This window comes from Cohnella kolymensis, assembly GCF_000829465.1.
Lineage (GTDB): Bacteria > Bacillota > Bacilli > Paenibacillales > Paenibacillaceae > Cohnella > Cohnella kolymensis.
In genome coordinates, this window is sequence record NZ_JXAL01000023.1 from 99,806 (window position 1) to 113,707 (window position 13,902).

The 13,902-nt window shown below is 53.2% G+C and carries 16 protein-coding genes and 1 pseudogene; all 17 read left to right on the plus strand.

What is annotated here, in order from left to right:
- The first annotated feature begins 6 nt into the window (after positions 1 to 6).
- The 17 genes and pseudogenes from hslU (at position 7) to SD71_RS14790 (ending at position 13,888) form a co-directional block, all read left to right on the plus strand.
- A complete protein-coding gene (gene hslU, locus SD71_RS14710; RefSeq protein ID WP_041064636.1) occupies positions 7 to 1,398 on the plus strand; it encodes an ATP-dependent protease ATPase subunit HslU in 1,392 nt (463 codons plus the stop codon).
- A gap of 39 nt (positions 1,399 to 1,437) precedes the next feature.
- On the plus strand, positions 1,438 to 2,205 hold the full coding sequence (codY, locus tag SD71_RS14715; RefSeq protein WP_041064639.1) for a GTP-sensing pleiotropic transcriptional regulator CodY: 768 nt from the start codon (positions 1,438 to 1,440) through the stop codon (positions 2,203 to 2,205).
- Between the two features lie 250 nt (positions 2,206 to 2,455).
- Entirely contained in the window at positions 2,456 to 2,869 is a 414-nt protein-coding gene (gene flgB / locus SD71_RS14720; RefSeq protein WP_041064642.1) for a flagellar basal body rod protein FlgB, read from the plus strand.
- A gap of 3 nt (positions 2,870 to 2,872) precedes the next feature.
- Entirely contained in the window at positions 2,873 to 3,316 is a 444-nt protein-coding gene (flgC, locus tag SD71_RS14725; RefSeq protein WP_041064645.1) for a flagellar basal body rod protein FlgC, read from the plus strand.
- Positions 3,317 to 3,358: 42 nt separating this feature from the next.
- On the plus strand, positions 3,359 to 3,670 hold the full coding sequence (gene fliE / locus SD71_RS14730; protein WP_041064648.1) for a flagellar hook-basal body complex protein FliE: 312 nt from the start codon (positions 3,359 to 3,361) through the stop codon (positions 3,668 to 3,670).
- A gap of 89 nt (positions 3,671 to 3,759) precedes the next feature.
- A complete protein-coding gene (gene fliF / locus SD71_RS14735; protein WP_041064651.1) occupies positions 3,760 to 5,316 on the plus strand; it encodes a flagellar basal-body MS-ring/collar protein FliF in 1,557 nt (518 codons plus the stop codon).
- A gap of 11 nt (positions 5,317 to 5,327) precedes the next feature.
- A complete protein-coding gene (gene fliG / locus SD71_RS14740; protein WP_041064654.1) occupies positions 5,328 to 6,341 on the plus strand; it encodes a flagellar motor switch protein FliG in 1,014 nt (337 codons plus the stop codon).
- Positions 6,334 to 7,176 carry a FliH/SctL family protein gene (locus SD71_RS14745; protein ID WP_041064657.1) on the plus strand — a complete coding sequence of 281 codons (843 nt, stop codon included), beginning with the start codon at positions 6,334 to 6,336 and terminating at the stop codon, positions 7,174 to 7,176. Before fliG ends, SD71_RS14745 begins: the two co-directional genes overlap by 8 nt.
- A complete protein-coding gene (gene fliI / locus SD71_RS14750; RefSeq protein WP_041064660.1) occupies positions 7,163 to 8,482 on the plus strand; it encodes a flagellar protein export ATPase FliI in 1,320 nt (439 codons plus the stop codon). Before SD71_RS14745 ends, fliI begins: the two co-directional genes overlap by 14 nt.
- Positions 8,483 to 8,494: 12 nt before the next feature.
- Complete coding sequence (gene fliJ / locus SD71_RS14755) at positions 8,495 to 8,938, plus strand: flagellar export protein FliJ (protein WP_041064663.1); 444 nt, start codon at positions 8,495 to 8,497, stop codon at positions 8,936 to 8,938.
- Between the two features lie 42 nt (positions 8,939 to 8,980).
- Positions 8,981 to 9,892, plus strand: a complete 912-nt coding sequence (locus SD71_RS14760; RefSeq protein ID WP_041064666.1) for a magnesium transporter MgtE N-terminal domain-containing protein — start codon at positions 8,981 to 8,983, stop codon at positions 9,890 to 9,892.
- 36 nt (positions 9,893 to 9,928) lie between these two features.
- Complete coding sequence (locus SD71_RS14765) at positions 9,929 to 11,329, plus strand: flagellar hook-length control protein FliK (protein ID WP_041064670.1); 1,401 nt, start codon at positions 9,929 to 9,931, stop codon at positions 11,327 to 11,329.
- Positions 11,330 to 11,351: 22 nt separating this feature from the next.
- Positions 11,352 to 11,822 (plus strand): flagellar hook capping FlgD N-terminal domain-containing protein, encoded by a 471-nt coding sequence (locus SD71_RS14770; RefSeq protein ID WP_041064673.1) that lies wholly within the window; start codon positions 11,352 to 11,354, stop codon positions 11,820 to 11,822.
- Positions 11,815 to 12,203 (plus strand): annotated as a pseudogene (locus tag SD71_RS14775) (TIGR02530 family flagellar biosynthesis protein). The gene SD71_RS14770 and the pseudogene SD71_RS14775 overlap by 8 nt, the downstream one beginning before the upstream one ends.
- Positions 12,204 to 12,298: 95 nt before the next feature.
- Entirely contained in the window at positions 12,299 to 13,117 is an 819-nt protein-coding gene (gene flgG, locus SD71_RS14780; RefSeq protein ID WP_041064676.1) for a flagellar basal body rod protein FlgG, read from the plus strand.
- 58 nt (positions 13,118 to 13,175) lie between these two features.
- Positions 13,176 to 13,409, plus strand: a complete 234-nt coding sequence (locus tag SD71_RS14785; protein WP_041064679.1) for a flagellar FlbD family protein — start codon at positions 13,176 to 13,178, stop codon at positions 13,407 to 13,409.
- On the plus strand, positions 13,406 to 13,888 hold the full coding sequence (locus SD71_RS14790) for a flagellar basal body-associated FliL family protein (RefSeq protein WP_041064682.1): 483 nt from the start codon (positions 13,406 to 13,408) through the stop codon (positions 13,886 to 13,888). The genes SD71_RS14785 and SD71_RS14790 overlap by 4 nt, the downstream gene beginning before the upstream one ends.
- The last annotated feature ends 14 nt before the right edge of the window (positions 13,889 to 13,902 follow it).

The window sequence follows — 13,902 nt, forward strand, 5'->3', positions numbered from 1 at the left end:
TATCCCATGAACGATAAACTGACCCCCCGCCAGATCGTGGCGGAGTTGGATAAATATATTGTCGGGCAGAAATCCGCCAAACGTTCGGTTGCCGTTGCGCTGCGCAACAGATATCGCCGGAGCCGTCTGGCCGAGGAGCTTCGCGATGAGGTCGTACCCAAGAACATTCTGATGATCGGCCCGACCGGAGTCGGCAAAACCGAAATCGCACGCCGCTTGGCTAAGCTTGTGCATGCGCCGTTTATCAAAGTCGAAGCGACGAAGTTCACGGAAGTCGGTTACGTCGGCAGAGACGTGGAATCCATGGTGAGGGACCTGGTGGAAACGTCTATTCGGATGGTGAAAGAGGAGCGTACGGATAAGGTGAAGGACAAAGCCGGGCAAGCGGCTAACGAGCGCCTCGCCGCACTGCTCGTGCCGTCACCGGTTAAGCCCAAGTCTCAGCGCAATCCGCTGGAGATGCTGTTCGGCGGCGGCAGCACACCGAATGACGAGCCGGAGCAGGTGGACCCGGGGCTGCTGGACAAACGGCGGGAGACGAAGCAGAAGCTCGAATCCGGACAGCTGGAGAACGAGAATGTGGAGATCGAAGTGGAAGACGCCTCTCCTAATATGATGGACATGTTTGCAGGCCCGGGGCAAGAGCAAATGGGCCAGAACATGCAGGAGATGCTCGGTCAATTCCTGCCGAAACGCCGCAAAAAGCGCCGTCTTACCGTGAGAGAAGCCCGTAAGGTGCTGATCGTTGAGGAAGCGACTAAGCTGATCGATATGGACGATGTCATTTCCGAGTCGGTGCGCAGAGCGGAGCAGTCGGGCATTATTTTCATAGACGAGATTGACAAAATCGCAAGCCAAGGCCGGGGGCAAGGTCCGGATGTTTCCCGCGAAGGCGTGCAAAGGGATATTCTGCCCATTGTTGAAGGGTCCACGGTCATGACCAAATACGGCCCTGTGAAAACCGACTACGTGCTGTTTGTTGCCGCCGGAGCTTTCCATATCGCGAAGCCGTCGGACCTGATTCCCGAACTGCAGGGCCGGTTTCCGATCCGCGTAGAGCTCAGCAGCTTGACCGACCAGGATTTCGTGCGGATTCTGACCGAGCCGGAGAACGCGCTGACCAAGCAGTATACCGCGCTGCTTCAGACCGAAGGCATCAATGTCATTTTTACGGACGGCGCAATCTCGGAGCTTGCCCGCATGGCGCAGGATGTTAACCACAATACGGAGAATATAGGGGCGCGCAGGCTTCACACACTGCTTGAAAAGCTGCTGGAGGATCTGTCTTTCGAGGCTCCTGAGCTTTCGCTCGATGAAATGACGATTACACCGGAATATGTCCGGGAGAAACTGGCAACCATTGCAAGTAACCGTGATTTGAGTCAATATATCTTATAAAGGCTCCGTTTTTGTCGTACTAGGAGGATTAAAATAAACATGACGCTTTTGATGAAAACCCGCACGCTGAACCTTTTGCTGCAAAAGGCGGCGGGCAAGCCGTTGAACTTCCGCGAGATGGCGGAGGTGCTTCGCGAAACGATGCAAGGAGATGTTTTTGTCGTCAGCCGCAGGGGCAAAATTCTGGGCTCCGCGCATTCCGAACGATTCTCAGAAGCTTGGCTGCGTCAGGAGCATCCGGAGGAGCTACGTTTCCCGGCTGAGACGAATGAGCGGTTTTTACAGATTACCGAGACCGAGGCTAACGTTTCGCCGGGCGAAATTCTCTCGCCGGTGGAAGCCGCGTTCGAAGGGCGAATCGTGACGATTGTGCCGATCATCGGCGGCGGAGACAGGCTAGGGACTTTGGTACTATCCAGAGAAACCCGCTTTTCCGGTGAAGACGATCTGATTCTTGCCGAATACGGAACGACGATCATCGGAATGGAAATTCTCCGGGAGAGAGCCGAAGAGAGAGAGACGGAGGCAAGGAGCAAAGCCATCGTATCCGTCGCTGTCAACTCGCTATCCTTCAGCGAGATGGAAGCCGTGGAGCAGATTTTCGAGGAGCTTGAAGGCAGGGAAGGGCTTTTAGTCGCCTCGAAGATCGCAGACCGGGCAGGCATCACAAGATCCGTCATCGTCAATGCCCTTCGTAAATTGGAGAGCGCAGGCGTAATTGAAACCCGGTCTCTCGGGATGAAAGGCACCTATATCCGGATACTGAATGCTCAATTGCTGCAGGAGCTGGAGCTGCGCAAAGGCTGATTTGTAACATAAATTTAAAAGATGAGCCCTAATCTTGTCACAAAGATTAGGGCTTTTTTCTTATTGTCACTTGCCTATATGTCGTAGATGATGTTATTAGAAAGTTTTAATTTCACCAATATATAGATTTTTTTTTGCCAAATAACTGAAAAAGCTGTCGAAACGAGCAGGAATATGCCAATTCGACGTGGAATTAGGATGAAATCACAATGAATAATTTCTCATTTTTTATCGAAAAGAGGCTGCACATATGAATGTATTGGGCGGAGTTGCCTTTCAAAGGTTGGAGGGAGCACTGCAAGCTGCGTCCATGCGGCAGCGCGTATTGGCCGACAATGTTGCCAATGTCGATACTCCTCATTTCAAACGGTCGGATGTTGCTTTCGAGGAAATGCTGAGCCAAGCGATCGGAAATGACGGTTCGCCGATGTTAGCAGGCCGGGTGACCGATCCGCGGCATATACCGATTAACGGCTCTTATCCGGTTCCGTCAGCCCAGGTGGTTACGGATGAGTCTACATCGATCAATATCAACCGCAACAACGTGGATATCGATAAAGAAATGTCGCTGGTTGCCGAGAACCAATTAAGATATAACCTGTTTATCCAGCAGGTGAATCACGAAGTGAAAATGATGCGCACCGGAATAGACGGGAGGGCTTAACGGATGAAGCTCGGAGGGTTTGATATAAGCGCTTCGGCGTTAACGGCGCAGCGGCTGCGGATGGACATTATCTCGTCCAACATCGCCAATGCCGAAACGACCCGGGCCGGTTTCGTCAACGGCAAATTCGTACCCTACCGCCGCAAGATGGTGGTCATGGAGCCGGTGCAGCCGCAATTCAAGAATTTGCTCAATGATCGGCTGGACGCTGCGGCATCGAGGGGCGTGCAGGTGACCGGTATCCGTGAGGATTCCACTCCTTTTAAGCAAGTGTACAATCCGTCGCATCCGGATGCGGATGAAACCGGCATGGTATATATGCCGAACGTTGACATCATGAAGGAAATGGTCGACATGATCTCGGCCTCGCGGTCGTATGAAGCGAATGTAACGGCGCTCAATGCAAGCAAAGCGATGTTCATGAAATCTCTTGAGATCGGGCGTTAAGCCTGAGCGGTTCATTTTATCAACTGAAAGCGGGGGACATGATTGATAACTAACGGTATGATCGCTCCGGTTAACCTTACTGCCAACGTTAACAACTTGAATCAGCTGCAGAATAAAGCGACGCCGGCCGAAGCTGCGGAAAGCTTCGCGAGTTTTCTGAAGAACGCGCTGGACAGTGTGGCCGCGCAAGAACAGAACGTCCATAAGGTTAACGATCAGTTCATTATAGGCGAAGCGAACGTGAACGATGTCATGATCGCTTCTTCCAAAGCCGAATTGAGTCTTGCTTTAACCTCACAGGTTCGTAACAAGGTCATAGAGGCTTATCAGGAGATCATGCGGACGCAATTGTAGATTAATCGTAGAACGCAGCATAATGCAGCAGGCACAACAGCAGGATTCATGCGGGCGCCTGCTGCGCTATCCGCAGGTGAGGTGACATTGTGAACGAGAAGTGGGCGCAGGCTCGGGAGAAGCTCGCGATTTTCTGGAACCAATACAGCAAAACGCAAAAATGGGTGCTTGCCTCTACGGCGGCACTATTGCTATTTGCAATTATTTTGCTGACATATTTGTTCACAAGAACGGAGTACGAAATCGCATTTCAGAATCTGGATAGCACCGACTCGGCGGCTATCATTCAATATTTAGAGGGCAGCGGAATCAGTTATAAGTTAAGTGCGGATGGGACGAGCATCTCAGTGCCGAGCGCATCCGCTCCGCGGGTTAGAGTCGATGTCGGCTCACAGGGGCTCGTGCAGAACGGCTCCATCGGCTTTGACGGAATCAGCCAGTCGTCCGCAATCGGTACGACACAGCAAGAGTTTGAAGTGAAATATGTGGCCGCGCTGAACGGTGAAGTTCAACAGCTGCTGCAGGGAATGCAAGGGGTCTCGACCGCAAAGGCGCTCATTACCTTGCCTGAAGATACGGTATTCCCCAGCGATACAAGCGATAAGGCCTCCGCCTCTATCGTCATGAAGTTTAAGCCCAGCTACCGTCCTAAACAGTCGGAGGTTGACAGCTACTATAATCTCGTAAAAACCGCGGTGCCGAATCTGGATCTTGAAGGCATTACGATCACAAGCAGCTCGGCGGGCGAGTTAATGCCATCCCAAAGGGGAACGGGCGGCCCAGGCGTGTCGCTGGATCAATTCGAAATTCAAAATCAGTTCGAGAACGAGCTGAAAAGCAATATCCAGCAGTTCCTCATGCCGATTGTCGGAATGGACAATATGGTCGTCGGCGTGGTTTCTTCTTTGAATTTCGACAAGAAGGCGACGACGGAAAATCTGGTACAGCCTTTGCCGGATAACGACAATAAGGGGATAGAGATCAGCCGTCAGGAGTCGTCCGAGACTCATACCGGACAAGATGGCCAGACGGGAGGCGTTCCCGGTACAGGCGACACGGCTATCCCGAATTATCCCGGCGCTGCCGGCGGAGGCTCATCCTCCTCCGAGAAAGTACAAAGCACGATCAACTATCAAGTAAGCACCATTACTAATAATATCGACTACGGTCCATATAAAGTGAAGGATCTTTCGATAAATGTCGGTTTGGACAATGCGTCGCTGCCGCCGGAGAAGCTGAGCCAGATCCAAGGCGTCCTCCGCAACAGCGTACGAGTATTACTAGCCGAATCCGGACTGGATTTGACGGACACGGCTTTAGATCAGAGGGTATCGGTAGTTGCGCAGGCATTCGCCGGCGTTGATGGCGACAGCGGAGGTATCACTCCTTCCGGATACCTGCTTGCGGGTCTAGGCCTGCTCGCAGTAGCGTTGCTGGGCGGAGGCGGTTACTACATTTACCGCCGGCGCAAAGCGGCGCAGGAAGAGTCGGCAGCTATGGCGGATGTGCCGCGGGTTGAACTTCCGACTATCGATATCGAGAACGTCAACAACGAGAATGAAATGCGTAAACAATTAGAAGGCCTGGCGAAGCGGAAACCGGATGAATTCGTGAATTTGCTCCGGACCTGGCTGGCGGATGAATAGAGGTGGCAGTGATGGCAAAAACGTCGTTAGGATTAACCGGCCGTCAAAAGGCCGCCATACTGCTTATCACGTTAGGGCCTGAAGTGTCCGCGCAAGTGTTTAAGCATTTACGCGACGAGGAGATCGAACAGCTGACGCTGGAGATTGCCAATGTGCGCAAAGTGGACAGCTTGGATAAGGAAACGATATTGTCAGAGTTTCATCAAATATGCGTTGCGCAAGAATATATCTCTCAAGGCGGTATCACTTACGCGAAAGAGATTTTGGAGAAAGCGCTGGGTACTACCAAAGCGACGGACATTCTGAATCGATTGACCGCCACCTTGCAGGTGCGGCCTTTCGATTTCGCCCGCAAAGCGGAGCCCACACAGATTCTGAACTTTATCCAGAACGAGAATTCACAGACGATTGCATTGGTGCTCTCCTACCTGCAGGCAGAACAGTCCGCGGCCGTTCTATCTTCTCTGCCTCAAGAGAAGCAGGCGGACGTCGCGCGTCGGATCGCACTGATGGACAGCACATCGCCGGAAGTCATCGCACAGGTTGAGAGAGTGCTGGAGCAGAAGTTGTCCTCGACGGTCACTCAGGATTATACGAATGCCGGAGGCATCGAGGCGATCGTGCAGATTCTGAACGGAGTGGATCGGGGAACGGAAAGAACCATTCTGGATTCCTTGGAAATACAAGATCCGGAGCTTGCCGAAGAAATCAAGAAGCGGATGTTCGTATTCGAAGATATCGTCAACCTGGACAACCGTTCCATTCAACGTATCATCCGCGATATCGAGAACGCCGACCTGCAGCTGGCGCTTAAAGTGGCCAGCGAAGAGGTGCGGGAAGCCATTTTCCGCAATATGTCCAAACGGATGTCGGAAACCTTCAAGGAAGAGATGGAATATATGGGGCCGGTACGGCTGCGCGACGTCGAGGAAGCACAGACCCGCATCGTAGCGACGATCCGCAGATTGGAAGAAGCGGGAGAAATCATCATAGCCCGCGGCGGAGGAGACGATATTATTGTCTAATCTCATCAAATCCTCACACGTAGTGTCGTTGGAAGATTTAAAGAGATTGGAAATCATCCAGAGAATCTCGCCGAAGCAGCACAATATTTCAGAAACCGACGCATCCAGCGGAGGAGATTTCGCGGCTGATGTCGAAACACATTCATTGAAACAACGCATTCTGCAGGATGCGGAACAAGCAGCGTACGAGATCATGCGGCAGGCGCAAGCGGAAGCTGCTGAAATGCGTGCCGCCGCTGAGCGTGAAATAGAAGCCTGGTGGCTGCAGCGCCGGGAGCAAGATGAACGGCATCTGGAAGAAGCGCAGCGTTCGGGATTTGAGGAAGGCTACCGGATTGGAACCGCCCAAGCGGAACAGGATCTGACCCTGCAGTGGGATAACCGCATCAAGGAAGCCGAAGAAATCATCGAACAAGCGTATGCTGCCAAGGAATCGGTCATATCGGAAGCCGAAACCTTTGTCGTCGATCTGAGCTGCTCCATTGCCGAGAAGATCGTAGGCAACGAGCTGCAGGCTGCGCCGGCAACGGCGATCTCCATGTACATGCGGGCACTCTCTCGCAGAAAAGAGCAGGGAGCGATCGTGTTATGTGTATCCCCTTCGCAGTTTGCTTACGTGCAAGCCGCGAAGGATGAATTGATATTAGCGCTGGATTCCCAGGCAGAACTGCAGATTGTACCGGATTCCACGATCAAGGAAGGCGGTTGTATCGTGCGTTCGGCCTTCGGCAGCATCGATGCCCGAATCGATACGCAGCTGGAAGCGGTACGCCAGGAATTGCTGCGGGTTGCCGCCCAGTCCGCCGAGGAGGGAATTCGTGATGCCGCTCCTTGACATTGATCGCTATAAGGAAACATTACGCCATCTGGATCCCGTTCGGGTGAACGGCAAAGTGACGCAAGTCATCGGACTGACCGTTGAGTCGGAAGGACCCGATGCGAGCATCGGCGATGTATGCACGATCCATCCGATGAAGGGCGGCTCGCCGGTTATGGCGGAGGTCGTCGGATTTCGCAACAATCGGGTACTGCTTATGCCTCTCGGCGAACTTCTATCCGTCGGCCCCGGGTGCGATGTTGTCGCGACAGGCCGGCCGCTTACCGTTCAGGTCGGCTCCGAGCTGCTCGGCAAAGTTCTTGACGGGCTCGGCAGACCCCTAGACGGTTCTCAGCTTCCGGTGAGAATGCCGCATCATTCCACCCATAATTCACCCGGCAACCCGCTTGAACGGCCGAGGGTGACGGAGCCGCTGGGCATCGGCATTCGAGCCATCGACGGCTTGCTTACAGTCGGCCAAGGGCAGCGGGTGGGCATCTTCGCAGGCTCCGGCGTCGGCAAGAGCACACTGCTCGGCATGATTGCCCGCAATACTTCGGCGGATGTTAATGTCATCGCCTTAGTCGGGGAGCGGGGACGCGAGGTGCTGGAATTTATCGAGCGCGATCTGGGTCCGGAAGGGCTTGCGCGATCGGTCGTCGTAGTGGCGACATCCGACCAGCCCGCACTTGTGAGAATCAAGGGCGCGCTTATTGCGACAACGATTGCCGAGTATTTTCGCGACCGGGGCTTGAACGTCATGCTGATGATGGATTCCGTCACCCGCTATGCCATGGCGCTGCGCGAAGTGGGCCTGGCCATAGGCGAGCCTCCTGCAACCCGAGGATACACACCGTCGGTATTCGCCGCGCTTCCGAAGCTGTTGGAGAGGGCGGGTACAGGGGCGGCCGGTTCGATCACCGCCTTCTACACCGTGCTCGTCGACGGTGATGATATGAATGAGCCTATTGCGGACGCGGTTCGCGGCATTCTGGACGGGCATATCGTTCTCCATCGGAATCTGGCCAACAAAGGCCACTTTCCGGCGATCGATGTACTGTCGAGTGTCAGCCGGGTGATGAAAGACATCGTAGGCGAGGAGCAGCAGAGCGCTGCCGACCAATTAAAGAGAATGTTGTCGGTGTATCGCGAGTCGGAGGATCTCATTAATATCGGAGCTTATCAGCCGGGTTCCAACTCGGAAATCGATAAAGCCATCCAATATAACGATCTTATCAAGTCGTATACGCAGCAGAGAACGAATGAGAAAATTTCGCTGCAGGATGCGCAGGAACGGTTAATCATCGATTTTTACAGGAGATGAAAATAAGCGATCATGACATTTCGGTACGCTTTGCAAAAGGTCGTCGATCTCAAAGGCAGCGAAAAGTCATTGGCGGAATGGGAATATGCCGCGTCGCTCGGCAAGCTGAAGGACGAAGAAGAGCGGTTCCGTGAGCTGCTTGAAGAGCGGGCATCTGTGGAGCAGGAATTGCAGGCGGCATCGGAGCGTCCGACACCGCTGGCCAAGCTCACGATGCTGCAGCGGTATATCGAAATCCTGGATGAGCGGATTATCCGTCAGACAGAAGGTGTGCGCTGTGCTGCAAGCGACGTGCAAACAAGTCAAGGCCGATTAACCGATAAAATGATAGACGAGAAAGTATGGCTGAATGCCAGGGAAAAAGCTTACGACCGCTTCAAGCACGATAAGCTTGCCAAAGAGCAAGGAGAGTTGGACGAAATGGCGATCGTCCGCTCATCCGCAGCCCGCGGTTAGTCGGCGAACGATAGACCAGGAGAGAGAAGGGAGGGGAGAAACGTGGCGAGCATAGAGGATGAGAAAGGCAGCTACAGCGGCTTTGAACGGCTTCTCTTTTTTGTGACCCCGATCTTGTTCACTGCGGTGCTGCTTGGTGTTCTTCTATTGATGTTCAACAATCAATGGCGGAACTCGGCACTCGAAATAGGCAATAAAATTCCGCTGCTGAGCTCGATTCTTCCGGATCCTGCAGCGCCGTCTTCTGAAACGTTAAACACCGATGAAGAGCTGACGGCAAGCAGCGCAAAGGCCAAAGTGGACGAGCTGCAGGCGCTGCTGGCGGACCGCGAAGCGGCGTTAAAGCAGGCGACGGAACAAAGCGGCCGGCAGAAAAAGCAAATTGACGATTTGCAAACCCAGGTTGACCAATTGAACGAAAAGGGTTCTGAAGAAGCCATTACGACTGACGCTTATCAGAAACGGATTTCGTCATTGGCTGCTATGTACGGGAAAATGACCCCCAGCAAAGCGGCTCCGATTTTCGAGAACATGACCAAAGAGGAATCGGCTCTCGTACTGTCAGCAATGTCGGAAACCGAACGCGGCAGAGTGCTGGAACGGATGAATCCGAAAACGGCAGCCGAGGTTACCATGTTGCTGAAAGATGCGGACACCGTGGATCATCAGCAAATCGCGGCTCTGCAATCCCGTATTAAAGAGCTTGAGAAAAAGACGGGCGCAGCTTCGACATCACTGGACACTGCGAAGCTGAACAAGACGTTCTCCGCGATGAAATCGAAAGACGCGGCGGCTTTGCTTCTCGACATGGTGATCAAGGATCAAAGCAAGGTGCTTCAGATTCTCGCAGCCGTAGATGATGGCGCTCGCTCCGGTATTTTGTCGGAGATGTCGGCTATGAACGACAAGGTAACCGCGGCTTTGGTAAGCAAAATGATGCCGGCGAAGTCTTAAGCAGATGAAGCGCATATTGAAAGGAGGTGAGAAAAAATGAACATGGCAATAACATCGGCACCGACATCGCCTAGTGCGGCAACAGGCTCGACAGCGGGGATGGCGGCCGGAACGAATGCAGGCAGCGGCTTTGCAGGCTTATTGATTCAAGCCATCGGCGGCGGAGGCAGCAACGGGAACGTCGCAACAAGCTTGCCGCCGGGAATTGCGTTGATCGGATCGATCGGGCAATCGGGAGAACAAAAAGCAGATGGACAGCCCCAGGATGTTCTCGCTCTGTTGACCCAGCTTATGGAACAATTGCAGCAGTTGGAGCAAGCAGATACCGTTCCGCAAGAGATTCAGGATCAATTGGCGGCAATGCTTCATGCATTCCAAGGTATGCTGCAGCAGCTTGGACAACCCATTGTGAACGTTACGGAGTCCGCCTCGTTGTCCTCCGGCTCGGCTTCAAGTCCTGCAGTGAATGCTCTTCAGCAAACATTGCAGCAATTGTCCAAGGCTTTGACCGACAAAAGCGAAGCCGCCGGCAAAGCCTATCCGCTTATCGGGCAATTGAAAGCCGCAGTGGACAGTCTTGTACAGAATTCTGTGAGTAACAATACGGTTCCCGTACCAGCTGCACCGCAACAGAAAGATGCTTCAGCATCAGCTGCGACAACCGCATTTGTCCTCCGGACAGTAGACACTGCAGCCGCTGAAGCTTCCAAGCAGACGGCGCCGGCCGTTGTCGCCGAAATCAATCGTCCCGTTTCTGCGCTCCGCGATCCGGTCTGGAAATCCAATATCATAGACGGAGCCGAGACAACCGTCACCGAGAGCAGCCAGACAGCCGCACCGACTGTCGTTACTTCCGGCGATACAGCGGGCGGTACAGCGTCCCATCCGGCGTGGACTTTCATGCAAACCGATTCACTGATCACAGGCGATTCCGTTCAAGGTAAATCCGGTTTGCCTGCCCAAGTTCCGGTTCAGCAGTTCGCGCAGCAGATGGAGAAATTTCTCGTCAAGCAGTTCGCCCTTACACAAGGCAACGGAACGACAGAAGCGAAGCTGACTTTGACGCCTGAGAATCTAGGGCAAGTGGATGTCCGGATTGTCATGCAGAACGGGCACTTGACGGCTCATTTCATGACCGACAATGCGATGGCTCGCGATCTGCTGGAAAGTCAGATGTCGCATTTGAGAGCCGCATTGCATGGACAAGGGCTTCAAGTCGAGCGGTTGGAAGTTGTACAGCAGCCATCCTCGTCGTCCAACATGTCGTTCTTGCAGCATGACGGGCGTCAGCCGGGATCCGGAAGCAACCGAAGCGGTGCAGGTGGAAGCGGCAAAAGCGGATCGTATGACGACACGGCTATTTTCGAAGCGGAGCTGGAGAGAACTTCGTCACTGAGAGAATTCGGTTACGGCAGCTCGCTGAATGTAACGGCTTAAACCGGTAAAGGAGGTGAAGTCTGTGCCGGACAATTCAAGCAGCACGCTCAATGTTTGGCCTTATTACTCTGCGCATAACGTTCAAATGGCGGCAAGAAAACCGGTCAAGGATTTGGGCAAGGATCAATTTTTGCAGATTCTCGTGACGCAGCTGCGCAACCAGGATCCGATGCAGCCTTTGCAAGACAAGGAGTTTATTGCCCAAATGGCGCAATTCTCATCCTTGGAACAAATGATGAACATGGGTAAGGAAATGCACGCGCTGCGCCAATCCGCAGGAATGGCAGCCGGGCTGATCGGCAAGGAAGTTTCGTGGACGGAGACGACCGAAGCCGGTGTGGTCGACCACAAGGGAACCGTTGATGCCATCTTATGGCGGGACGGCGTTCAATACTTGAAAGTCGGTTCAGCGGAATTGCGTGTCGACGAAATTACATCAATCTCAGAACCAAGCGGTAATGGGAGCGGAACGGAGGAGGCTGCCAGTGAGTGACCGTATACTCATCGGACAATTAGCGACGGGACGTACGGGACCGCTTCAAGGCACCAGCCGCAATGCGGACCGAAGCCGTACGGAAGACCGGGACAATGTTTCTTTCCAAGACATATTGAACCGGCAGCAGCTGAAGTTCAGCCATCACGCCGAACAGCGGCTGCAGCAAAGAGGTATTCAATTGATGCCGGACCAGTTGAACGCATATCGAATGCGGTCGATAAAGCGGCGTCCAAAGGCGCCAAGGATTCGCTCGTTTTATTCAAGGACATCGCTATGATCGTTAACGTTCCGAACCGTACTGTAGTCACTGCTATGGACGGCAATTCTATGAAAGAACACATTTTCACACAAATCGACAGCGCCGTCGTTGTCAGCTAGCAAGCAGATTCAGGGCTGGTCCTGCCAAAGGAAGCCCTCGGCCGCGGACCGAATGAAGCGGCCAAATTTCAATCATTCCGGGAGGTAGGCAATTCATGTTACGTTCTATGTATTCAGGCGTGTCCGGTATGCGCGGCTTCCAAGCGAAGCTCGACGTGATCGGCAACAATATCGCCAATGTCAATACTGTCGGCTTTAAAGCCGGACGCGTTATGTTCAAGGATATTCTGAGTCAATCCATGTCGGGGGTCACTGCACCGGTTGCCGGAACTTCAGGCGGCGTCAATGCCAAACAAGTCGGTCTCGGGGTCACAGTTGCCTCGATCGACACGATCCACACGCCGGGAAGTGCGATGACGACCAACGTCGTCACGGACTTAAGAATCGACGGCGACGGATTCTTCGTTGTGAGCCCGAATGGAACTCAGCAATTTTTAACGCGTGCCGGGAATTTCACGCTGGATTCCAACCGCCAGCTCGTTAACGCAGACGGAATGTTCGTAATGGCTGCTGACGATGGGGGTCCTATTACATTGGATGAGGCTGTTACTGCATTCTCCATAGGTCAAGACGGAACGGTAATGGCGATCGATCAAAGCGGGAATGCCACTGCTACGGAGTTCAAGATCGGCGTGGCTAAAGTCGTTAACCCGGGCGGTCTGGAAAAGGTGGGGGGCAATCTGTATCGGATGACTCCGAACGCCAACCCGGACAGCGCACTGACAGTGGGATCCGCCGCTGATCCGGACACCGGAACAGGCAGCATCATCTCCGGTCAGCTGGAAATGTCCAACGTCGATCTGACGAACGAGTTCACGGAAATGATCGTCGCGCAGCGCGGATTCCAAGCGAACTCGAGGATCATCACCACTTCGGATGATATTCTGCAAGAAGTCGTTAACCTGAAGCGATAATTGACCTTCTGACCGGGGGAGAAGAATTCTCCCCCGGCAGTTATGGAGGAGCCTGGCTATGATACTTGTCACGCGCCTGAATGGAACTCAATTTCATGTGAACGCGCTGTTGATCGAAACGGTGGAACAAACACCGGATACGCTAATTACGCTTACGACGGGAAAGAAATACATCGTTACCGAAAATTCTTCGGATGTGATCCGGTCCATCCGGCATTACATTCGCAGTGTCGGTGTCCTTGCGGCCGTAGCCGGCCACTCGGACGCAAAATCGGAGGGAGCTTCTTCATGAAAAAATTGTTGCCGTGGCTCGTTTCGCTCTTATTGGCGATTACACTTATTGTCATTGTCGGCATCTACTTCTGGTCTACTTTGTTCGGGGAATCAAAAGCGTTAAGTCCTGAAGAGCAGGCTAAAGCAAGTGTCGAACAAGTAGAAGCCGAGCCGAAAACTGCGGATGAGATGGTCGAAATCACATCGGAATTGACTGATATCAGAACGAATCTTGCAGATACCGACTATGTCGTGCAAATCAGCCTGTCTTTCCAGCTGGACGACAAGAAGACGAAAGAAGAGTTCGACAAGATCAAAGATTTCGAGGTCAAACCGATTATCAATCGCGCGTTGTGGGTGTTGAATCCGGAGGATATGAAGGGGACCAAAGGTAAAGACCAATTGACGGCAGGGCTGATCAATGCGATTAACGCCATGCTGCCGGAAGGAAAGCTGACCAAGGTTGAAATCACGGATTTCATCATGACGCCGATTTAATGGTATAGCAAGAG

Coding starts and splice junctions, on each gene's coding strand:
- hslU (WP_041064636.1), top strand. CDS start 7: ATGAACGATAAACTGACCCCCCGCCAGATCGTGGCGGAGTTGGATAAA.
- codY (WP_041064639.1), top strand. CDS start 1,438: ATGACGCTTTTGATGAAAACCCGCACGCTGAACCTTTTGCTGCAAAAG.
- flgB (WP_041064642.1), top strand. CDS start 2,456: ATGAATGTATTGGGCGGAGTTGCCTTTCAAAGGTTGGAGGGAGCACTG.
- flgC (WP_041064645.1), top strand. CDS start 2,873: ATGAAGCTCGGAGGGTTTGATATAAGCGCTTCGGCGTTAACGGCGCAG.
- fliG (WP_041064654.1), top strand. CDS start 5,328: ATGGCAAAAACGTCGTTAGGATTAACCGGCCGTCAAAAGGCCGCCATA.
- fliI (WP_041064660.1), top strand. CDS start 7,163: ATGCCGCTCCTTGACATTGATCGCTATAAGGAAACATTACGCCATCTG.
- fliJ (WP_041064663.1), top strand. CDS start 8,495: ATGACATTTCGGTACGCTTTGCAAAAGGTCGTCGATCTCAAAGGCAGC.
- SD71_RS14765 (WP_041064670.1), top strand. CDS start 9,929: ATGAACATGGCAATAACATCGGCACCGACATCGCCTAGTGCGGCAACA.
- flgG (WP_041064676.1), top strand. CDS start 12,299: ATGTTACGTTCTATGTATTCAGGCGTGTCCGGTATGCGCGGCTTCCAA.
- SD71_RS14785 (WP_041064679.1), top strand. CDS start 13,176: ATGATACTTGTCACGCGCCTGAATGGAACTCAATTTCATGTGAACGCG.
- SD71_RS14790 (WP_041064682.1), top strand. CDS start 13,406: ATGAAAAAATTGTTGCCGTGGCTCGTTTCGCTCTTATTGGCGATTACA.